The organism is Pseudorhizobium endolithicum (assembly GCF_902153245.2).
Classification (GTDB): domain Bacteria; phylum Pseudomonadota; class Alphaproteobacteria; order Rhizobiales; family Rhizobiaceae; genus Neorhizobium; species Neorhizobium endolithicum.
The window spans coordinates 338,710-359,059 of record NZ_CABFWF030000018.1 but is presented as its reverse complement, the minus strand read 5'-3'; the positions used below and the strand labels follow the sequence as shown (position 1 = coordinate 359,059).

19 protein-coding genes are annotated in these 20,350 nt (G+C 60.6%); all 19 read left to right on the top strand.

All coding sequences use genetic code 11. The annotated features are described in order from the left end of the window. The first annotated feature begins 34 nt into the window (after positions 1-34). The 19 genes from fliP (at position 35) to flhA (ending at position 20,333) form a co-directional block, all read left to right on the top strand. Complete coding sequence (gene fliP, locus RTCK_RS20290) at positions 35-772, top strand: flagellar type III secretion system pore protein FliP (protein WP_142594207.1); 738 nt, start codon at positions 35-37, stop codon at positions 770-772. 226 nt (positions 773-998) lie between these two features. Continuing rightward, a complete protein-coding gene (locus RTCK_RS20285) occupies positions 999-2,018 on the top strand; it encodes a flagellin N-terminal helical domain-containing protein (RefSeq protein WP_142594206.1) in 1,020 nt (339 codons plus the stop codon). Positions 2,019-2,417: 399 nt separating this feature from the next. Beyond that, on the top strand, positions 2,418-3,608 hold the full coding sequence (locus tag RTCK_RS20280) for a flagellin N-terminal helical domain-containing protein (protein ID WP_142594205.1): 1,191 nt from the start codon (positions 2,418-2,420) through the stop codon (positions 3,606-3,608). A gap of 246 nt (positions 3,609-3,854) precedes the next feature. Further along, on the top strand, positions 3,855-5,048 hold the full coding sequence (locus tag RTCK_RS20275) for a flagellin N-terminal helical domain-containing protein (protein ID WP_142594204.1): 1,194 nt from the start codon (positions 3,855-3,857) through the stop codon (positions 5,046-5,048). A 297-nt stretch (positions 5,049-5,345) separates the two neighbouring features. Continuing rightward, complete coding sequence (locus RTCK_RS20270; RefSeq protein ID WP_142594203.1) at positions 5,346-6,338, top strand: flagellin N-terminal helical domain-containing protein; 993 nt, start codon at positions 5,346-5,348, stop codon at positions 6,336-6,338. Positions 6,339-6,527: 189 nt separating this feature from the next. Beyond that, positions 6,528-7,166 carry a hypothetical protein gene (locus RTCK_RS20265; protein ID WP_142594202.1) on the top strand — a complete coding sequence of 213 codons (639 nt, stop codon included), beginning with the start codon at positions 6,528-6,530 and terminating at the stop codon, positions 7,164-7,166. Beyond that, positions 7,163-8,446, top strand: coding sequence for a MotB family protein (locus RTCK_RS20260; protein WP_142594201.1), 1,284 nt, complete (start codon positions 7,163-7,165; stop codon positions 8,444-8,446). The genes RTCK_RS20265 and RTCK_RS20260 overlap by 4 nt, the downstream gene beginning before the upstream one ends. 2 nt (positions 8,447-8,448) lie before the next feature. Further along, positions 8,449-9,732 (top strand): chemotaxis protein MotC, encoded by a 1,284-nt coding sequence (gene motC, locus RTCK_RS20255; protein WP_142594200.1) that lies wholly within the window; start codon positions 8,449-8,451, stop codon positions 9,730-9,732. Further along, on the top strand, positions 9,729-11,099 hold the full coding sequence (gene fliK / locus RTCK_RS20250) for a flagellar hook-length control protein FliK (RefSeq protein WP_142594199.1): 1,371 nt from the start codon (positions 9,729-9,731) through the stop codon (positions 11,097-11,099). The genes motC and fliK overlap by 4 nt, the downstream gene beginning before the upstream one ends. Then, on the top strand, positions 11,029-11,604 hold the full coding sequence (locus RTCK_RS20245; protein WP_142594198.1) for a transglycosylase SLT domain-containing protein: 576 nt from the start codon (positions 11,029-11,031) through the stop codon (positions 11,602-11,604). The genes fliK and RTCK_RS20245 overlap by 71 nt, the downstream gene beginning before the upstream one ends. Positions 11,605-11,887: 283 nt before the next feature. Continuing rightward, entirely contained in the window at positions 11,888-12,559 is a 672-nt protein-coding gene (locus RTCK_RS20240) for a response regulator transcription factor (protein ID WP_142594197.1), read from the top strand. A 103-nt stretch (positions 12,560-12,662) separates the two neighbouring features. Continuing rightward, the gene (locus RTCK_RS20235) at positions 12,663-13,889 is read left to right on the top strand and encodes a flagellar hook protein FlgE (protein WP_142594196.1); all 1,227 of its coding nucleotides are present in this window, start codon (positions 12,663-12,665) and stop codon (positions 13,887-13,889) included. Positions 13,890-13,916: 27 nt separating this feature from the next. Beyond that, positions 13,917-15,383, top strand: a complete 1,467-nt coding sequence (gene flgK / locus RTCK_RS20230) for a flagellar hook-associated protein FlgK (RefSeq protein ID WP_142594195.1) — start codon at positions 13,917-13,919, stop codon at positions 15,381-15,383. 2 nt (positions 15,384-15,385) lie between these two features. Further along, positions 15,386-16,507, top strand: a complete 1,122-nt coding sequence (locus RTCK_RS20225; protein WP_142594194.1) for a flagellar hook-associated family protein — start codon at positions 15,386-15,388, stop codon at positions 16,505-16,507. 33 nt (positions 16,508-16,540) lie between these two features. Further along, positions 16,541-16,888 (top strand): flagellar biosynthesis regulator FlaF, encoded by a 348-nt coding sequence (gene flaF, locus RTCK_RS20220; protein WP_142521786.1) that lies wholly within the window; start codon positions 16,541-16,543, stop codon positions 16,886-16,888. Then, the gene (gene flbT, locus RTCK_RS20215; RefSeq protein WP_142594193.1) at positions 16,885-17,334 is read left to right on the top strand and encodes a flagellar biosynthesis repressor FlbT; all 450 of its coding nucleotides are present in this window, start codon (positions 16,885-16,887) and stop codon (positions 17,332-17,334) included. The genes flaF and flbT overlap by 4 nt, the downstream gene beginning before the upstream one ends. Next, the gene (gene flgD, locus RTCK_RS20210; RefSeq protein ID WP_142594192.1) at positions 17,325-17,840 is read left to right on the top strand and encodes a flagellar hook assembly protein FlgD; all 516 of its coding nucleotides are present in this window, start codon (positions 17,325-17,327) and stop codon (positions 17,838-17,840) included. Before flbT ends, flgD begins: the two co-directional genes overlap by 10 nt. 40 nt (positions 17,841-17,880) lie before the next feature. Continuing rightward, entirely contained in the window at positions 17,881-18,147 is a 267-nt protein-coding gene (gene fliQ / locus RTCK_RS20205) for a flagellar biosynthesis protein FliQ (RefSeq protein WP_142521783.1), read from the top strand. Positions 18,148-18,245: 98 nt separating this feature from the next. Continuing rightward, complete coding sequence (gene flhA, locus RTCK_RS20200; RefSeq protein ID WP_142594191.1) at positions 18,246-20,333, top strand: flagellar biosynthesis protein FlhA; 2,088 nt, start codon at positions 18,246-18,248, stop codon at positions 20,331-20,333. The last annotated feature ends 17 nt before the right edge of the window (positions 20,334-20,350 follow it).

The following is a 20,350-nucleotide window of genomic DNA, read 5'->3' as shown; positions in this document are numbered from 1 at the left end:
ATCGAAGTCCGATGTCCAGAACCCTCGTGATCGCATGATTCGGCTGATCGTCCTGCTGGCGGCCATGATGGCGGCGCCCGGTCTCGCAATGGCGCAGCAATCGCCGGCGGACCTTCTGAACCTGCCCGTCGACGGCTCGGCGGCAGCCTGGATCATCCGCACCTTCGGACTGCTGACGGTCCTTTCCGTCGCCCCCGGCATCCTCATCATGGTGACGAGCTTCCCCCGCTTCGTCATCGCCTTCTCGATCCTTCGTTCGGGAATGGGGCTCGCCACCGCTCCTTCCAACCTGGTGCTGATCTCCATGGCGCTGTTCATGACCTTCTATGTCATGGCGCCGACCTTCGACCGCGCCTGGAACGAGGGGGTGCAGCCGCTGCTCGAAAACCAGATCCAGGAGGCCGAGGCCGTGCAGCGTATCGCCGAGCCCTTCCGCGCCTTCATGAGCGTCAACACGCGCGACAAGGATCTCGCCCTGTTCGTCGATCTGGCACGCGAGCGCGGCCAGAGCGTCGGAACGCCGGAGCAGGTGGATTATCGGGTGCTGATCCCGGCCTTCATGCTCTCCGAGATCAGGCGCGGCTTCGAGATCGGCTTCCTGATCATCCTGCCTTTCCTCGTCATCGACATGATCGTCGCCGCCATCACCATGGCCATGGGCATGATGATGCTGCCGCCGACCTCGATCTCGTTGCCGTTCAAGATCCTGTTCTTCGTCCTGATCGACGGCTGGAACCTGCTCGTCGGCAGCCTCGTACGATCGTTCGGCTGACCGTTAACCAAGCTTTCTAACCGCCTGTTTACCATGCCCGTACTGCCCCTCCGAGGGCGGTTCGGATTTAAGACGTTGGCAAGAATTGGCGTGCGAATTTTCCCTCACACGACGGGTTTGGTAGCCAAAGATGCGGCACCGAGTGGCATGACGCCGGGCTGTCGTGACCGGAAGGGAAACCCGCCCGGTATGTCCCCATTCGTATTTTGTCAAAGGGACAAACATTATGTCGAGCATTCTTACCAACGCTGCCTCGATGGCGGCTCTTCAGACGCTCCGTTCGATCTCCAACAACATGGCGACGACGCAGGACCGCATTTCCTCCGGTATGCGCGTCGGCGGCGCATCGGACAACGCAGCCTATTGGTCGATCGCGACGACCATGCGTTCGGATAATGCTGCTCTTGGTGCTGTCCAAGATGCGATGGGCCTCGGCGCAGCCAAGGTTGACACCGCTTACGCCGGCATGGAGTCGGTTATCGAAGTAGTCAAGGAAATCAAGAACAAACTGATTACCGCGATGGAGCCGACGGCCGACAAGGCCAAGATCCAGAAGGAAATCTCGCAGCTTCAGGAACAGCTGACTTCGATTGCGGACTCTGCATCCTTCTCTGGCGAAAACTGGCTGAAGGCCGAGCTCAGCGATGCAGCCGGTGCGGCTGTTAGCGGTGCGGATCTCGCTGCCCTGACGAAACAGGTCGTTGGTTCTTTCACTCGCGAGGGGACCACAGTCAAAGTTCAGACGATCGACATCGAGTTGAGCGGCACAAATGTTCTCTTCGATGTGGGCGGCGTGGCTGCCACCGGTACGACTGGCGCATTGAAACGTGGTATCTTGGACATTGAAGCGGGAGGCAATCAGGCTGCGGTTGCATTTACGTCTGTCTCCACTTTGGATATCACCAAGCTTGCCACGTACAAGAACGACACCACTGGTCTTGTAGATGCAGATGCGACGGACAACGATGTGCTGCAAGCGCTCATCAGTCATGTTGACACGCAGCTTGAAGCCCTGAACAGCGCCGCTGCCGATCTCGGCTCGACCTCTATGCGGATCGATATGCAGCAGGAATTCGTCTCGAAGCTGTCCGATTCACTCGATCGCGGCATCGGTCGTCTTGTCGATGCCGACATGAACGAAGAGTCGACCCGCCTCAAGGCCCTGCAGACCCAGCAGCAACTGGCCATCCAGGCGCTCTCGATCGCAAACAGCGACTCGCAGAGCATCCTGTCGCTCTTCCGCTAAGCAGGAGCGAAGACCGGCTCACCTAGCCGGAACTGAATTCCTAACGCGAAGTGTACCCCGGGGGCTGACCGGGGAGGTAAGCGGGAGGAAGAGCCATTCACCGGAGGCTGAACCGGTCAAATGCTCAAGGAAGCCGCGTCTGTGAAACAGGCGCGGCTTTTCCGCTTTATTAATGATGATCTGTTACGCGCGCGCACGCGCCGCGGTTGCGGTATTTTCTGGAAAAGGTCACGCGTCGGTCTGTCTTTAGCTCTTCATTAACCTTAACAGAGTTATCAAGCTCTCATCGAAGCGGCGGCTAACCATTTGAATTCAGCCGGTTTGCAAGCATGATGCTGCGCGCCGCTCCCGGTGAAACCGGAATGTCCCTTCTTATCAGCCATTCAAGGGGCAACACTTATGACGAGCATTCTCACCAACATCGCAGCCATGTCGGCCCTCCAGACGCTGCGCTCCATTAACTCCGGCATGGAAGAAACCCAAGCGCGCGTTTCCTCCGGCCTGCGCGTTGGCTCCGCTTCGGATAACGCCGCTTACTGGTCGATTGCAACAACCATGCGGTCCGACAATGGCGCTCTTTCCGCCGTTCAGGACGCTCTAGGGCTTGGCGCAGCAAAGGTGGATACGGCTTACGCCGGTATGGAATCCTCCATCGACGTTATCAAGGAAATCAAGAACAAGCTCGTTGCTGCCCGCGAAGCCGGGGTTGATCGGGCCAAGATCCAGGAAGAAATCGATCAGCTTCAGGACCAATTGAAATCTATCACGGACTCGGCCTCTTTCTCCGGTGAGAATTGGCTGAAGGGCGCGATCGGCCAGGCCTCTGCGACCCCAGGCGCCCTCGCTACCGACGTGACCGTGAACAAGCAGATCGTCGGCTCATTCACGCGCGACAGCGCAGGGAACGTCAAGGTCCAGACGATAAATATTGCCCTGAATAACTCGAATGTATTAATCGATTCGAGCGGCAACGGTAAAGGCATCCTTGATGCTGCGGCTCTAAAGGCTAACGTTGCTCAATGGACTGATGGCACCTTCCGTACAGCCACCACAACCTTGGCTGCGGGTTTCTCCGAAGGGGCTAACGGTGTTTGGTCCAATGGAACAGACTTTTACAAGCAGATTGCCGATGGAAAGTGGCTTCGAGTCACTAACGCGGCGGCTACAACCTTGGACGGCAGTGTTCCCGCTGCGTTGGCAACGACGGCAGCCGTGTATGCCACCGGCACGTCGATCCTCGACTTGGATATCACCAAGCTGGGTGATGCAAGAACCGCTTTCGATCTGCCCGCCGCCGCCTCGGATGAAGCGGTTCTCGACAAGCTGATCTCGCACGTAGATGCTCAACTTGAGGCGGCTATCAGCGCCGCTGCAGACCTCGGCTCTGTTGCAATGCGCCTCGACTTGCAGGAAGACTTTGTCGCCAAGCTCTCCGATTCGATCGATAGCGGTATCGGCCGTCTCGTCGATGCCGACATGAACGAGGAATCGACGCGCCTGAAGGCCCTGCAGACGCAGCAGCAACTTGGTATCCAGTCGCTGTCGATTGCCAACACGTCTTCGGAAAACATCCTGCAACTCTTCCGCTGACCGGATCATCCGTTGGAATTATCGGAAAGGCCGCTCCCTTAGGGCGGCCTTTTTTGCGCCGTGGGTGGCGCGATTTCCTTAACTCGGTAGATTGTGTTTAAGATCTGTTAACCATTCTCACCTTAACTGCACCCATCGCAACGATGGGTTAACCAAGACGAAGAAGCGGTTAACGGCATCAGGCCATGCCATCGTTCCCGGCGCATCCGGGATGTCCCTCATCTAGCCAATACAGGGGCAACATCAATGACTAGCATTCTCACCAACATTGCAGCTATGGCTGCTCTGCAGACCCTCCGTTCTGTCGACGCTAAGATGGAGGACACTCAAGCGCGTGTTTCCTCCGGGCTACGGGTGGGTACCGCATCCGACAATGCGGCCTATTGGTCGATCGCAACGACCATGCGCTCGGATAACGGCGCACTCTCCGCGGTTCAGGATGCTCTCGGATTAGGCGCTGCCAAAGTTGACACCGCCTACGCAGCCATGGAAAGCACCGTGGACGTTGTGACGGAGATCAAGAATAAGCTCGTGGCGGCTCGCGAAGCGGGCGTGGACAGAGCTAAAATCCAGGAGGAAATTGTTCAGCTTCAGGACCAGCTGAAAAGCATCGCGGAGTCGGCCTCATTTTCTGGCGAGAACTGGCTCAAAGCTGGTATCAATGGGACTGTCAACGTAACCACCGGCCTTATCGACTCTGATACAATTGTAAAGCAAGTGGTAGGTTCTTTCATCCGAGATTCGAACGGCAACGTCTCGGTGAAGACGATCGAGATTCCGTTAGATGCCTCGACCGTGCTGTTTGATACGAGTGGCGGAAACGCGGGCATACTTGATGCCGAGGCGATGATCGGAGCGCGTAAGGTCAGGAATGAATCGACCGGCCTTGATGAATACCTGATCACATTGACAACAGTTGATGACACTTGGACCGAGGTTAACGGCGTTTGGGTTGACGATATCACCACGCCGACAACATATGCCGTGAAAGTAGCCGGTGCGTACGTGAAAGCCACCGGCGCTTCCGGCGCAATAGACTTCACTGCAGATGCCGCCGCGGCAGACGTTAGCTACGCTACTGACGTCTCGGTTTCCGAACTGGATATCACTAAGCTCTCAACCTACGCGACGGACATGCAGCTGGCGAGCGAGGAGGATGTCCTCGATTACTTGATACAGTTCGTTGACACTCAGCTAGAAGCTATGACCAGTGCAACTGCCGCGCTAGGTTCTGTGTCGATGCGTATCGAGCTGCAAGAAGATTTCGTCTCGAAGCTCACGGACTCCATTGACTCCGGCATCGGCCGCCTGGTCGATGCCGACATGAACGAAGAGTCGACGCGCCTGAAGGCCCTGCAGACCCAGCAGCAACTTGGTATCCAGTCGCTCTCCATCGCCAACACCGCATCCGAAAATATCCTGACTCTCTTCCGCCAGTAAGCGGAGCCCGGCTAGGGGCATCTTCGTCCCGCCCTGCGGATTGAAAGTCAAGATGGAAGCCGCGCCTCGAGAGGGGCGCGGTTTTCGCGTTTCCGTAGCTTGCGCGAAGCCTGACACCGCCTTCGCGCAAGCATTTCATCGCTTGCCACGAGCAAGCCTCGCCTGTTAACTGTCGTCGTTAGCGATTTGTTAACGTACGACAGACCGCCCGCCCATGAGAGGCAAGGGGCGGCCGAGCATGAAGCCCTTTTGTCGTCCTCCCGATGCGTACCGGCATTCAAGACAGAGGCAAGGGCCATGACCAGCATCCTCACCAACATCGCCGCCATGGCGGCGCTCCAGACGCTCCGCTCGATTGACCGGAACATGGAAGATACGCAGGCGCGGGTGGCCTCCGGTCTCCGGGTCCAGACGGCGGAGGATAATGCCGCGTACTGGTCGATCGCGACGACCATGCGATCGGACGGCTCCACGCTGGAGACGGTCCAGGATGCCCTTGGCCTGGGTGCTGCGAAGGTGGACACGGCTTATGAGGCCATGGAAAGCGCGATCGCCACGGTCCAGGAAATCAGGACCAAGCTGGTCGCCGCTTATGGCGTCGGAGTGGATCGTGCGAAGATCCAGGAGGAGATCGACCAGCTCCAGGAGCAACTCAGAAGCATTGCCGAATCTGCCAGCTTCTCCGGCGAGAATTGGCTGCAGGAGAGCATCAGCGTTGGAGCCGCACCCTCTACTCCGAAAGAGGTTGTGAAAAACGTGGTTGCTTCCTTCACCCGGGATGCAGAGGGCGGTGTCGCCGTGACAACGGTCGATTATGTCCTCGACGAGAAAACCGTCCTGTTCGACCTGAATGGCGGCAAGTTCGGCATACTGGATAAAGAGGCGACGGCAGGGTCGCCTGCGGACTCTCTCGGCTTCTCGGTATCAACGATCGATCTCAAAAATCTGACGGGGATAGCGACGCAGCTCGACACGCTGGTTCCACCTGGGCCGCACACCGAAGAGGATGCGCTGGATACGATGGTGCAGTTCGTCAGCAGTCAGCTGGAGGCGATGACCAGCGCGGCTTCCAGCCTTGGCTCCATCCAGAGCCGCATCGATCTGCAGGAGGATTTCGTCGCCTCCCTCATCGACGTGATCGACAAGGGCATCGGCCGTCTGGTGGATGCGGACATGAACGAGGAATCGACAAGGCTGAAGGCCCTGCAGACGCAGCAGCAGCTCGGCATCCAGTCGCTGTCCATCGCCAATACCAACGCCGAAAACATCCTGACGCTGTTCCGGCAGTAAGGAAGCACGCGGCTCGTCGAACCGCCCGCCGTGCTACCTTCATCCTCGCACAAGCTTGGAATTCTAGCCTGCGGTCAGATGCCCGGCATCGCCCGTGGGTGGGACGGCACATCAGCTGGTGCCGACGGTAACTCTTTGTTCCGTCCGGTACGTTAGGCTTGGGCGAGACAGGAAAAACAGGTTCCAGCAATGACAGCCTCTATAGCGCGGTATCTGAAGGATTTCAGCGAGCTTCCACCGGCTCCGCCCGTGTTGCTGGAGCAGGACGACGCCTTCGATTTCGCTGATTTCGCCGGCGCGGAGGCGGAGCCGACGATCGATCTGGAGGCGGAGCGTTCCGATGCGCACCGTCTGGGCTACGAAGCGGCCACCGAGGAATTGCAGTCGAAGTGGGCCGAGGATCGCGAAGCGATGAAGGCCGCCCATGCGGCTGAGCTCGCCGCCCTTCGGGAGCACTACGAGACGGAACTGGCCGCGCATGTCCGCGCAAAGCTCGGGGAGATGGCGCTTCTGGTCGCCGAAGCCGTCAGCAATCAGACCACGCGCGTTCTTGCGCCCCTGGTGGAGGAAGCCCTGGCGGGGAAGGCCGTTGCCGATATGGCGGATCTGATCCGTGCCGCCATCCTGGACGGCGAAGTGGCGACGATCACGATCCGGGGGCCGCAAGCTCTGCGCGATCGCCTCGCCGCCGCGCTGGGTGAGGAGCCTGCAGTGACCATCCGCTATGTCGACGCGGCGGATCTGGATATCTCGGCAGATCTCGGGGACGCTGCACTGGTGACGCGCCTGTCCGCCTGGTCGGCTCGTGTGAGGGAGCTGCTCGCATGAGCGAAGCCGAGAACCACCACCACGGCAAGAACGAGATCATCATCGTCAAGAAGCACCGCGGTGACCATGACGGCGCCCATGGCGGTGCGTGGAAGATCGCCTATGCCGACTTCATGACCGCGATGATGGCCTTCTTCCTGGTGATGTGGCTCGTCAACGCCGCCAACGAGGAAACCAAAGCCTCGATGGCAAGCTACTTCAACCCCATCAAGCTTTCGGACGAGACGCCGGCGGAGAAGGGGCTGGAAAAGCCGGTGGACAAGTCGGAAGGGCAGGAGCAGCAGGAGCGCTCCAAGGTCAAGGCCGAGGAAAATACGGTCGGATCGGCAGCGGCTACCGGCGAGGATATGACCTCGACCTCCGGGGACGAGACCAATTATTCGGAAGCCGATTTCTTTGAAAATCCCTATTCCGTTCTGGCGGAGATCGCCCAGGAGGTCGGCCAGCAGGCGAATATCAGCGCCAAGGGAGAGGGGGGCGCCGCCGATTCCGGCCCCGCGACGGGCGCGGACGGTGGTGAGGCATACCGCGACCCCTTCGATCCCGATTTCTGGACGCAGCAGGTTCAGGTTACGAGCAGCGAGAAGCAGCAGGAGGCGCAGCTCTCCGCATCGCAGGAAGTGGAGGCCCCGGCCGAGGACGAGGTCGCTCTCGCCATGCCGCAGCCGCGAGCCGATACGGCCCTGCCAGAAGCAGAGGTAACAGACAAGAAAGCCGCCGAAGCGGACAAAGCGGAAGAGGATGCGGCGGACAAGCAGCATGACCATGCTGAGGCAGGCGCGTCCGACGCGGAGGCGCCGGCCGGCGGCAAGGGCCAGGTCGAAGCCGAAACGCTCCGCCGCGAGATCGAGAAGCAGATCGGCGGGCTGGCGGGCAAACTTGCCGAAGGATTGGTCGTGACCTCTTCCGAGGGCGGCTTGCTCGTGACGATCTCCGACCAGGCGGCGGACCCCATGTTCAATGTCGGCTCCGCGGTGCCGCGGCGCGAAATGGTGCTGGCGATGGAGAAGATCGGCAAGATACTCCAGCAGCGCAAGGGAGCTATCCTCGTGCGCGGACACACCGACGGCCGCCAGTTCAAGGGTGACGACAACGACAACTGGCGCCTTTCCATGGCGCGCGCCCACAGCGCCTATTACATGCTGGTCCGTGGCGGGCTGGAAGAGGGGCGGGTGCAGCAGGTCTCTGGTTTCGCGGATCGCAGACTGCAGGTGCCCGACGACCCGCTGGCGGCGGCGAACCGGCGTATCGAGATCCTCTTGCAGGCTGACGAGGGATGAGCATGCCGCTTGCGGTTCTTCGTCCGGTCGCACTGGTGGGGGTCCTCCTGACGGGGGCGGCACTGGCGCGGCCCGCTGCGGCCGAGAACGCGCCGGAACTTGCTCCCTACGTCATGCTCCGCTCGCTCCAGTTCGTGCAGGACACGGTCGCGCTCGGTGACCATTCTGCCGGCGAGATGCAGCGTTTCATGCTCGGCAAGATCGACCGGGCCTTGCGGTCGGCACATCCTTCGACCTACGACGATCCGCGCAATGTCGACGCCGCCCTTATCTACGCGATGAGCGGCGGCAATCCCGAGACCCTGGAATACCTGGTCGAGAGGGATGTCTCCGGCAATTTCGACAGCCGGGTAGCGGACCTTCTGCGCAAATATGTCGGCGGCCAGGGGACGCTGGTGGCGAAAAGCCTAGGCGAGATGGCCAAGGAATATCGTGACGAAGCGATCGGCCCCTATATCGCTCTCGTCAGCGGAAACGTCACGCTTCCTGTCGATCCGAAGGAAGCATTGGTTTTCTACGACTTGGCGCGGCTGGGTGCTCCGGGCACCATCGTCGAAGAGGCAGCCTTGCGACGGTCGGTGGCGATTGCCGTCGATGCGGACATGGTCGGCGAGGGTCTTGCCTATTCCCGGAAGTATGCGCGCCGCTTCGTCCACTCTCCCTATGCGAGCCAGTTCGTGGACTTCTTCGTCCAACTGGTCGTGGAGCATTATCCGAGCGTTGCGGAGCATGACATCGACGGCACCGTGGAGTTCATGGATGTGGATCGGCGGCGGGAGGTCTTCCTTCGCATCGCCAGAAGATCGACGCTCGAGGGCAAGAATGAGCTGGCGCGGCTTGCATCGGGACGGGCTGCCGCCCTCTCCGGTCTTGAGGGTGAGCCTCCGGAGGCGCTGGCACGGCTTTACGGAGGCGTGGCGAACATCCCCACCTCCGACGTGACTTCGGCGGTGCGTGATCTGGCAGCCATCCCGGAAGACGAACTCTCGCCCCGGGATCGCGCGCTGCGGGCAGCGGCGCAGGCCATAGCCGAGGAAGTGCTCCGCAAGCCGCGGCCCGAAAGCCTCGCACAAGATGCCGTCGTCACACTTCCCTCGACACCAGACGCCGTTGCCGCAAAGGCGTCACCCGGAGATGACCCATCCGGGCCTGCCGACACCGGGCGCCCCTTGCCCGCGGGCAGTACAGTCAAGTTTGATTCCGAAATCCAGAATTTCGTCGAATCCGGCCGTTCCAGGCTGAGCGAGATCGATGAACTGCTGAAGGAAGAAGGCGTTCCTCAATGATGCTGGATGGTCTGTCCAAGGCAAACCCCGCCGAGCCGGCGCTGAAGGGGAACGGACGAACGGGCAAATCCGACAGCGAAGACGGCTTTTCCAGCGCCTTGTCCCGATTGGGCAAAGAGGATGGCGGCAGCGGCAACGCCAAGGCGGGGCAGAACGCCGACGGAGTGGATGGCACGACTGAGCCGCTGGTGGATGCGGATGCCCTTGGGGCTCGGTCCGGCAGGATGAGCCTTGCCGATGGTATGGAAACGACGCGGGCTCGCACCGTCCGTACCTCCATCACGCAGGCCTCGTCCTCCATCAAGGAAGCACAGGCCTCTCTGGTTGCGGGAAGGGTCCGGGCAGGTGAGATGCCGGCGCGCGAGCAGGAGCTTGCGAATGGGGATGGAATTCAAGAGGATCAGTTGGATGGGGGCGAAGCCAGCCGAGAGGTCCAGGCGGAGCAACCCGGCCCCGGCGGCGCCTCCGAGGTCCTGAGCATTCTCACTAATGGCCAGCAACCCTGGGCAGCCGCCGCCAACGGCGCGGACACGACGGATGGCAAGACCCGCAAGGGCGATACCGCCGGACCATCGAACCGGATTGACCGGTCTTCGGCGGCAGGCCAGCGGGATGTCAGCGCCGATGAGCTTGTCGATATGCCGACCGATCCGGAACTCCCTGCAGGACAGGAGCGTGTCTTCCGATTTTCCGACGCGAAAGGCGGAGCCGTCGCCGGCGAACTGACCCAAGCCGCTGCACGCGACAAGGGATCAGAGGGCAGGAGCGGCCCGGCGCTCATCGAGAATGTTTCCATCATGGAATCCCGGCGCTTCCTCGGCCTTGCCCCGAACTCGAACGGCGCATCGCTGCTTGCCGGCATGACGGGTGACGCTGGTTGGTCCGCGGCCATGCAGGCAGGGGCACTCGGATCGGATCTCGCCGCCGGCGGGCAGACGGGGTCCGCGGTCCACATGCTGAAGCTGCAGATGAACCCGCACAGCCTTGGCTCGGTGACGGCGACGCTGCGCCTGATCGGAGAGGAGCTCCACGTCCATCTGACCGTGGAGAACCGGGCGGCGCACCAGCAGCTCAGCGAAGACAGCAGGGGAATGCTCGACGCGTTGAAGTCGCATGGCTTCTCGGTGGATCAAGTGACCATCAGCATCTCGCCGGCTGCCGAAGCCGATCCGCAGAAAGGGCAGCAGAACGCCCAGACGGGTCAGCATATGGCCGGCAACGGTGAGAGGAACGGCAATGCCCAGAACCGCGAACAGCAGCGCTTCGCTTTCGGCGCGGAATTGAATGGAGGAACGGATGACGTGGGTTCGGACAAGGCGACTGTTGCCGATCCTGTCGGCTCTCGCTCTGGCCAGCTTTACCTCTGATGCATCGGCATCGGCAGGTGCCTGCGAGCAGGAAATCCAGGCGGCCGCAGCCAAATACCGCGTTCCCGAAGGCATCCTCTATTCAGTCGGCCTGACCGAGACGGGCCGAAAGGGCAGCCTCTATGCCTACGCGATGAACGTCGAGGGCAAGGCCTATTACCCCGCGTCGCGACAGGAGGCGCTGGGGGTCTTCGAAGCGGCGCGGCGCGAGGGCCGGAAGCTGATCGATGTCGGATGCATGCAGATCAACCACCACTTCCACGGCGAGAACTTCTCCTCCGCGGCAGAGATGTTCGAGCCCCGGCGGAATGTCGAATATGCGGCGAAATTTCTCCGCAACCTCCACAACCGGCACGAGACCTGGACGATGGCGGTAGCACGATACCACGCCGGTCCGAACAACGACCCCGCCCAGAAGAAATATGTCTGTCGTGTGATCAGCAACCTGGTCGCCACCGGCTACGGAAAATGGACTGTGAACGCCAAGCAGTTCTGTCACGAATGACAACCTGAGGCTGCAGAGAGCCGTCCTCCGGACTCGTTTCCCGATATGTGGCGCCTTTTGGGCAAAATTGGGCAGTGCAAGCCCTTCTTCGCCCAGGTGTTAATTTGTCCACCGCTAAAATTGTGCCTTTCAAGCGTTGACATACTAGATATAGTGCAAATCGCGGGCGGGTGGTTAATCAACTATTAATTTGTTTGGTTAACTTCCCACAGCTTGTGCCCGATTCTCCTGATTCGTACCCATAGCCTCATCGAAACACCACAACTGATTCGGAGGCGGACGAATGATCGTAGTGGTTGATGAGCGTGAGCTCGTTAAGGACGGCTATACTTCCCTTTTTGGGCGCGAGGGCATCCCCTCGACCGGTTTTGACCCGGCGGAATTCAACGAATGGGTGAATACCGCAGCAGACGGCGACATAAACGCCGTAGAGGCCTTCCTGATCGGGCAGGGCGACTGCATGCTGGAACTGCCCCGCACGATCCGGGATCGTTCCCAGGCGCCGGTGATCGCAGTCAGCGATCAGCCTTCCCTCGACGCGACCCTGGCGCTTTTCGACAGCGGCGTCGACGACGTCGTGCGCAAGCCGGTCCATCCCCGTGAGATTCTTGCGCGGGCAGCGGCTATCCGGCGTCGCCTGAAGGCGATCGCCAACTACACCGACGTCGGCCAGATCCGCGTCTTCTCGGACGGCCGCGATCCCGAGATCGCCGGCGAAGTCTTCCCCCTGCCGCGCCGCGAACGGCGCATCCTGGAATATCTGGTTGCCAACCGCGGCCGGCGTGTTTCCAAGACGCAGATCTTCAACGCGATCTACGGCATCTTCGACGACGAGGTCGAGGAGAACGTGGTGGAAAGCCACATCAGCAAGCTGCGCAAGAAGCTGCGCAAGAAGCTCGGCGTCGACCCGATCGATTCGAAGCGCTTCCTTGGCTACTGCATCGATTGGGATTGAAGCCTGAAACTCTTCACATCCGACGACGAAGCGGGATTTCAGACAGCTTCACGCAAGGCCCACCCCCTACTCTGCGGACATAAAGCTACAACGAGGATTTGATATGAGCCTCTACGGAACCATGAGAACCGGTGTGTCCGGCATGAACGCACAGGCGAACCGCCTGGGTACGGTTGGCGACAACATCGCCAACGCCTCGACGGCCGGTTACAAGAAGGCATCAACGCAGTTCTCGTCGCTGATCCTTCCCTCGGCGGGTGGGGCCTACAATTCGGGCGGCGTGAATACCACGATCCGCTACTCGATCTCCGACCAGGGCACCTTCTCGTATACCACGTCCGATACCGACCTCGCCATCAACGGTCGCGGGTTCTTCATCGTTGAGGGCACCGACGGCGTGGAGTACCTGACGCGCGCCGGCTCGTTTCAGCAGCTTTCCGACGGCTCGCTCGTCAACGCGGCCGGGTTCAAGCTGATGGGTTATCCGTATCAGAACGGCGTCGACCCGACCATCGTCATCAACGGTTTTGACGGTTTGAGTGAGATCAATCTCAAGGCGAGTGGTATGAACGCTGTGCCTTCGACGGAAGGCTACACCACGGCGAACCTGCCGGCCAATGCCGCCGTTGGCGACACGGAGAAGACCTCGCTGATCGCCTATGACAGCCAGGGAAACAGCCGGAAGCTTGACTACACCTACACCAAGACGGCCGACAACGAATGGGAGTTGACGGTCACCTATCATGACGCCTCGGTGACGCCCGCCGTTGACATCAACATGCTGCCGACATCGCCGCTCACCCTGGAGTTCAACGCCGTGGGCGAGCTGATCGTGCCGGCGGGTGGGACCTTCAACACGAATCCGCTTCCCATTGGTGGCGCCAACCTGAGCGGCTTGACCATCGATATCTCGGGTATGACGCAGCTCGGCAAGCCGTTCTCGTCCACCGGAGACATCAACGGCAGCGGGGCAAGCTCGGTCATCGGCTATGAGATCAGCGAGGATGGGATTGTCTCGCTGAAGTACGAAAGCGGCGAACTCGTGCCGACATACCGGATCGCCGTCGCCGACGTCCAGAGCCCGGACAAGCTGAATCCTTTGGCCGGCAACGTCTACTCCCAAAGCCAGGACTCCGGTGTCGTGGTGGTCGGTTATCCTGCCAATGGCAGCTATGGCTCCATCCTGTCGGGCGCATTGGAGGATTCCAATGTCGATATCGCCGAAGAGCTGACCGGCATGATCGAAGCGCAGCGCAACTATACCGCAAATTCCAAGGTCTTTCAGACCGGTTCAGAACTTTTGGAAGTTCTCGTCAATCTGAAGAGATAACGGGAATTCGTTCCTAGAGGCCACCAGATGTCACTTTCGTCCGCACTTTCCACCGCGCAATCGATCTTCAACAACACCGGTGCCCAGTCCGGTGTCGCGTCGAGGAATATTGCCAACGCCCAGAACGCCAACTACGTGCGGCGGTCGGCGGTGCTGACAACCGGTGGGAACGGGGCTCTGGTGGTCGCCATCGAGCGGTCGCAGAACCTCGCGCTCTACCGCCAGACGATCGAGAGCTCCTCCCTCTTCGCCGGCCAGCAGGTTCTTCTGGCGGGGCTGGAGGAAGTGAAGTCGCTCATGGGCGGGAACGACTACGAGTTGTCTCCTTCGCAACTCATAGGCAACCTGCGCAATACGCTGCAGACCTGGGCAAGCAAGCCGGGCGAAACCACTGTGGGTGCAACGACCGTCTCGACGGCGCGCGACCTCGCGAATGCGCTCAACAACGCGTCGGCGCAACTGCAGGAAATCCGGCAGCGAGCGGACGCGGATATCAAGCAAAGCGTCGATGATCTGAACGGGCTCCTCGCCAAGTTCGAGCTTGCGAACAACAAGGTGAAGCAGGAGGTCGCCGTCGGCGGCAATCCCAACGACGCCCTGGACGAACGGGAAACCTTGCTCAAGCAGATTTCCCAGGTTGTCGGCGTGACGACGGTTCGTCGTGAAAACGATGACCTTGCGCTCTACACCACGGACGGAACGGTCCTTTTTGAAACCGTTCCTCGCGCCGTCACCTTCGTGCCGACGTCCGCCTATGGGGCGGCCACGACCGGCAACGGAATCTATATAGACGGGATCGCGCTGAAGCCTGGCAGAGGCCCGGACACAAGTGCCAAAGGCTCGCTCCAGGCGCTTCTTCAGCTACGCGACGATATCGTTCCGGTCTATCAGAGCCAGTTGGACGAGGTTGCTCGCGGTCTGATCGTGGCATTCGCCGAAACGGATCCTGATCCCGCCAACCCGCCCGCATTGCCCACCTTGCCGGGCCTGTTCACCTGGGATCTCGGGACGATACCGGCTGACGGGACGGTGGAGCCGGGGCTTGCCAATCGCATCAGGGTCAACCCGGCGGTTATACCGCCCTCGGGTGATCCCATGCTCATTCGCGACGGCGGCATCAACGGTCCGGACTATGTGGTCAACATCGGCAAGTCGACCGGTTTCTCCGACCTGCTCAACAAGTTCGACGATGCATTCGAGGTGAAGATCGACTTTGCCGAAAGCACGCAGGTCGGCGGAAAGCTGGACCTGCAGTCCTTCGCAGCCGACTCCATCGGCTGGCTCGAAATGCTTCGCAGCACGGCGACGTCGGCGACCGAAAACAAGCTTGCCATGTATAGCCGCGCAACCGACGCCTATTCCAGCGAGACCGGGGTGAGCCTCGACGAAGAGCTTTCCCTCCTCCTCGACATCGAGCAGTCCTACAAGGCGGCGGCGAAGCTGATGTCGACGGTCGACACGATGATGCAGGCACTGCTCGAGGCGGCGGGCTGATCATGAAGACTTCGTTCATCTCATCGCTCAGCATTCAGACCACGATGCGCTACGCCGTGGCGAAGGCGCAGCAGGATATCGTTGCGGCACAGCAGGAGGTGACGACCGGTCGCCACGCCGACGTCGGCGTCGCCCTGGGCGCCACAACCTCGCGCAGCCTCGATCTCACCCGCGACGTGCTGCGCATCAAGTCGATGCTGACGACGAATTCGCTCGCCACCCAGCGGCTGGAGTCGTCGGAAGAGGCGCTGTCCAAGATGTCCGACCTCGGGCAGAAGATCCTCGACTCGCTGATCGGGATCGGCGGCAGCAGCGATGCGACCAACCTGAAGGTGGCGCGCACGTCCATCCAGTCGGCGCTGGATACCTTCTCCAGCTTCGTCAATACCTCGGTGAACGGCGAATACCTTTTTGCCGGCATCAATTCGGATGTGAAGCCGTTCGAGAATGTGGCGGCCGCGGGTTCTGCCGCGCAGGTGGCATTCGACGCCGAGCTGACGCAATTCCTGTCGGACAACGGCATCGCTTCCAGAGGCGACATGACCGAGCAGGACATGACGGATTTCCTGGACCGGATGGAGCGGATGTTCAACGCCGATCCCGCCGATCCCGCCGATGCTCCATACCTTCTGACGGCCCCGCCGCATGATCCGGCCGTGACGGGCCAGGATTTTTGGAGTGCATTCGTTTCGAATGCGTCCGGCGAGAATATGAAGAGCCGCATCACGCAGAGCGAGATCGTCGAAACCTCTACCAATGCCAACACCGAAGGCATGAGGAAGTTCGTGCTGACGTCGCTGATCTCGATGGAGTTCCTGTCCAACGACATCTCCGATGATGCCCGTGGCGTGGTGACCAGCCGTGCTCAGGCCTACATCGGCCAGGCAATGTCGGGCCTCACCGGCGAGCGGGCTCGCCTCGGTCTCTCGGCCGAACGGGTGAAGAAGGCGGACGAGACCCTCCAGGCCCAGCAGAAGATCATCGAAACGCATCTCAATGATCTCGAGGCGGTGGATGCCTATGAAGCCTCCACTCGTATGAAAGGCCTCGAGGCGCTGGTGGAGACGGCCTACACCCTCACCGCGCGCCTGCAGCAGCTAAGTCTGGTCAACTTCCTCAGATGATTGAGGAAGTACGTGAAAATGAAGGATACATGAATGTACCAGTTTTCATATGCCGAGATCATGGAGGATGGCGTCGCCGACGCCAAGGACCGTGAACGGCAGGCGCTGGAACGATCGATAGAACTTCTCATAGCCGCTCGTGACGCAGGAGAATACTCCCGGCACACCATCGAGGCGGTCTACTATACCAGGCGTGTCTGGATCGCGTTCATCGAGGACCTGAAGCAGCCGGAAAACGAACTGGGTGCCGAACTGCGCGCCAATCTGGTTTCCATCGCTATCTGGATACTGAAGGAATGCGAGCGGATCAGGAAACGGCAGTCGACGAACTACCAGGGCATCATCGACGTGACCACCATCATCAAGGATGGACTTAAATGAAAAGTACGCTGCGCATCTCGCTGAAATCCGGTGAACGCATCTTCATCAACGGCGCAGTGCTGCGTGTTGATCGAAAGGTAGCCCTCGAGTTTCTGAACGACGTGACATTCCTTCTGGAAAACCACGTGCTTCAGCCGGAGGACGCCACGACGCCGCTGCGGCAGCTCTACTTCATCGCGCAGATGATGCTGATCAACCCTGAAGGCAAGGATCAGTCCGTGGCGCTCTTCCGCAAGTCGGTGAGCATGCTGCTGAACTGCTTCCAGAACGAGGAAATCCTCGCCGAGCTGAAGCGGATCGACGGCATGGTCGCCTCCGGCCGGGCCTTCGATGCCCTGAAGGCGATCCGCGGCCTCTACCCGATCGAGGACCGCATCCTGAACAGCCAGGAAATGACGCCGGCGACGGTCGAACAGATCCGCAAGGAGATGGCTCCATGGCGGTAGATCCGGTAACTACGGCCGCTTCCAACCCCTGGGCGAACGCGGCCGCCACCACTACGGACGCCAACAAGGCGAGCCTGAACTACGACAGCTTCCTGCAACTCCTCATCGCCCAGATGAAGAACCAGGATCCGACCGATCCGATGGATGCCAGCGAGCAGATGTCTCAGCTCGCCTCGTTCTCGCAGGTCGAGCAGACGATCCAGACCAACGCGCACCTCCGCAGCATGCTGCAGGCGGAAGCGCTGACCCGGGCGGGCGACCTCGTCGGCAAGTACGTCCAGAGCGCGGACGACACGGTGATGGGCAAGGTCAAGGAAGTCGAAGTCTATTCCGACGGCGTCATCGTCATCACTGAAGACAACGAAAAGGTCCTGCTGCAGGCCGGCGTCGTGATCTCCGACAACCCCATCGTCAAGACGCCGCCGGGAGAGACCTCGGACGAGACTGCCGATAGTCCGGCCGGCGACGGCTCGACTGACGACTCCGACGGCGGTACAACGAGCTGATAAAAGCATGGCCCGAATGATTCGGGCCGGAGTGGGCGACATGAACGAAGCCGATGCCCTGGATATCATGCAGGCGGCGATCTGGACCATTCTCGTGGCATCAGGTCCCGCCGTCTTGACGGCCATGGTCGTGGGCGTGGGCATCGCGATCCTGCAGGCCCTGACCCAGGTGCAGGAAATGACACTCACCTTCGTGCCCAAGATCGTCGCGATCATGGTGGCGATCGGCATGTCGGCGCCCTTCATCGGCGCCCAGATCAATCTCTTCGCAAATCTCGTCTTCTCACGGGTGCAGTCCGGTTTCTGACCGGTAGCGCCATGACACCCTCGCGCAAGCTTCGCCGTTTAGGCAGGCGGTGAACTGGCAGTATTTCTGCCGCCATCTCATGAAGAGACGGAAGCATCATGGCGCAACCACCTGCACTCTCAATCCCGAAGGTCGCACCCAACGGCCGCGACATCGGCTTCGCGCTGGGCATCATCGGGATCCTGTGCATCCTGTTCCTGCCGATCCCGACCTTCCTGATCGACATCGGCCTCGCCTTCTCGATCGCCTTCTCCGTGCTGATCCTGATGGTGGCGTTGTGGATCCAGAGGCCCCTGGATTTCTCGTCATTCCCGACGATTCTCCTGATCGCGACGATGATCCGCCTGTCGCTCAACATCGCGACGACCCGCGTCATCCTTTCGCACGGCCACCAGGGGCACGATGCCGCCGGCGGCGTCATCGCCGGCTTCGCAAGCCTGGTGATGTCGGGCGACTTCGTGATCGGGATCATCGTCTTCATGATCCTGATCACCGTAAACTTCATCGTCATCACCAAGGGTGCCACCCGTATTGCCGAAGTCGGTGCGCGCTTCACCCTGGATGCCATCCCCGGAAAGCAGATGTCGATCGACGCCGATCTCTCGGCTGGCATCATCGATGAGAAGGAGGCGCAGCGCAGGCGCGGCGAGCTCGAGCAGGAAAGCTCCTTCTTCGGGGCTATGGACGGTGCCTCGAAATTCGTGCGCGGCGATGCGATCGCGGGCCTGATCATTACGGCCATCAATATCTTCGGCGGCATCATTATCGGCTATTTCCGCCACGGCATGGAAATCGGCGAGGCCGCCGACGTCTTCGTCAAGCTCTCCGTCGGCGATGGCATCGTCTCCCAGGTCCCGGCCCTGATCGTCTCGCTCGCCGCAGGTCTTCTGGTGTCGCGAGGCGGCACGTCCGGCTCGACGGACAAGGCCGTGGTGGACCAGTTGAGCGGCTACCCGCGCGCTCTTTCCATGGCCGGCGGTCTGATGGCTCTCCTGGCATTCGTCCCCGGCCTGCCTTTCCTGCCGTTCATTGCCTTGGGCGGCATCATGGGTTTCGGCGCTTGGTTCGTGCCGCGCCGCATAGAGGCGGAGAACAGGTCCCGCCGCGAGGACGAGGAGAAGAAGGTCGTCCAGAACAAGGAAGCCGAGAAGGATTCGGTCAAGAGCGCCTTGAGGACCGCCGAGATCGAGCTGGCGCTGGGCAAGCAGGTCTCCACGCGCCTTCTGGGTGCGCATCAGGAACTGGCATTCCGCGTCGGCAAGATGCGCAAGAAATTCGCAACGCAATACGGATTCGTGGTTCCGGAGATCAAGGTCTCCGACGACATCATGATCCCGGAGAAGTCCTACCAGATCCGCATCCACGGCACGACAATCGCGTCCAATACGCTGCGCGTCGGCGATGTTCTGGTGGTGACCGGTTCCGGCCGCAAGCCGAGCATCCCCGGCGACGAGATCAGGGAACCCGCGTTCGGCATGCCTGCGGTATCGATCCTCGAAACCTTCGCCGAAGACCTGAAGCGCGAGGGCTTCCATCCGATCGACAACGTCTCGGTCGTGCTCACCCACATGTCCGAGGTCATCCGCAACAACCTGCCGCAGCTCTTGTCCTACAAGGACGTGAAGGTCCTCATCGATCGCCTGGACCCCGAGTACAAGAAACTGGCCGACGAGATATGCTCCTCACATATGTCCTATTCCGGCCTGCAGGCGGTGCTGAAGCTCCTGCTCGCCGAACGCGTCTCGATCCGCAACCTGCATCTGATTCTAGAAGCGGTTGCCGAACTCGCCCCTCACGTCCGCAAGACGGAGCAGATCGTCGAGCATGTCCGCGTGCGCATGTCGCAGCAGCTTTGCGGCGACCTCGCCGACAACGGTGTCCTGCGCGTCCTCAGGCTCGGAACCAAGTGGGACATGATCTTCCACCAGGCGCTGAAACGTGATGCCAAGGGCGAGGTCGTCGAATTCGACATCGATCCGCGCAGCCTCGAGGAGTTCAGCGAGCAGGCAACGAAAGTTATCCGTGAATTCATGGACCGCGGACTGCCGTTCGTGCTTGTCACCTCGCCGGAAACACGGTCCTATGTCCGCATGATCATCGAGCGGCTGTTCGCCACGCTTCCGGTTCTCTCCCACGTGGAACTTGCCAAGGGACTCGAGATCAAGATTCTGGGCGCCATCTCCTGATGGCCGAGCCCGGAGAG

Excerpts from the sequence above, each read along its gene's own strand:
- fliP (WP_142594207.1), top strand. The coding sequence starts at position 35 with ATGATTCGGCTGATCGTCCTGCTGGCGGCCATGATGGCGGCGCCCGGT.
- RTCK_RS20285 (WP_142594206.1), top strand. The coding sequence starts at position 999 with ATGTCGAGCATTCTTACCAACGCTGCCTCGATGGCGGCTCTTCAGACG.
- RTCK_RS20280 (WP_142594205.1), top strand. The coding sequence starts at position 2,418 with ATGACGAGCATTCTCACCAACATCGCAGCCATGTCGGCCCTCCAGACG.
- RTCK_RS20275 (WP_142594204.1), top strand. The coding sequence starts at position 3,855 with ATGACTAGCATTCTCACCAACATTGCAGCTATGGCTGCTCTGCAGACC.
- RTCK_RS20270 (WP_142594203.1), top strand. The coding sequence starts at position 5,346 with ATGACCAGCATCCTCACCAACATCGCCGCCATGGCGGCGCTCCAGACG.
- RTCK_RS20265 (WP_142594202.1), top strand. The coding sequence starts at position 6,528 with ATGACAGCCTCTATAGCGCGGTATCTGAAGGATTTCAGCGAGCTTCCA.
- RTCK_RS20260 (WP_142594201.1), top strand. The coding sequence starts at position 7,163 with ATGAGCGAAGCCGAGAACCACCACCACGGCAAGAACGAGATCATCATC.
- motC (WP_142594200.1), top strand. The coding sequence starts at position 8,449 with ATGCCGCTTGCGGTTCTTCGTCCGGTCGCACTGGTGGGGGTCCTCCTG.
- fliK (WP_142594199.1), top strand. The coding sequence starts at position 9,729 with ATGATGCTGGATGGTCTGTCCAAGGCAAACCCCGCCGAGCCGGCGCTG.
- RTCK_RS20245 (WP_142594198.1), top strand. The coding sequence starts at position 11,029 with ATGACGTGGGTTCGGACAAGGCGACTGTTGCCGATCCTGTCGGCTCTC.
- RTCK_RS20240 (WP_142594197.1), top strand. The coding sequence starts at position 11,888 with ATGATCGTAGTGGTTGATGAGCGTGAGCTCGTTAAGGACGGCTATACT.
- RTCK_RS20235 (WP_142594196.1), top strand. The coding sequence starts at position 12,663 with ATGAGCCTCTACGGAACCATGAGAACCGGTGTGTCCGGCATGAACGCA.
- flgK (WP_142594195.1), top strand. The coding sequence starts at position 13,917 with ATGTCACTTTCGTCCGCACTTTCCACCGCGCAATCGATCTTCAACAAC.
- RTCK_RS20225 (WP_142594194.1), top strand. The coding sequence starts at position 15,386 with ATGAAGACTTCGTTCATCTCATCGCTCAGCATTCAGACCACGATGCGC.
- flaF (WP_142521786.1), top strand. The coding sequence starts at position 16,541 with ATGTACCAGTTTTCATATGCCGAGATCATGGAGGATGGCGTCGCCGAC.
- flbT (WP_142594193.1), top strand. The coding sequence starts at position 16,885 with ATGAAAAGTACGCTGCGCATCTCGCTGAAATCCGGTGAACGCATCTTC.
- flgD (WP_142594192.1), top strand. The coding sequence starts at position 17,325 with ATGGCGGTAGATCCGGTAACTACGGCCGCTTCCAACCCCTGGGCGAAC.
- fliQ (WP_142521783.1), top strand. The coding sequence starts at position 17,881 with ATGAACGAAGCCGATGCCCTGGATATCATGCAGGCGGCGATCTGGACC.
- flhA (WP_142594191.1), top strand. The coding sequence starts at position 18,246 with ATGGCGCAACCACCTGCACTCTCAATCCCGAAGGTCGCACCCAACGGC.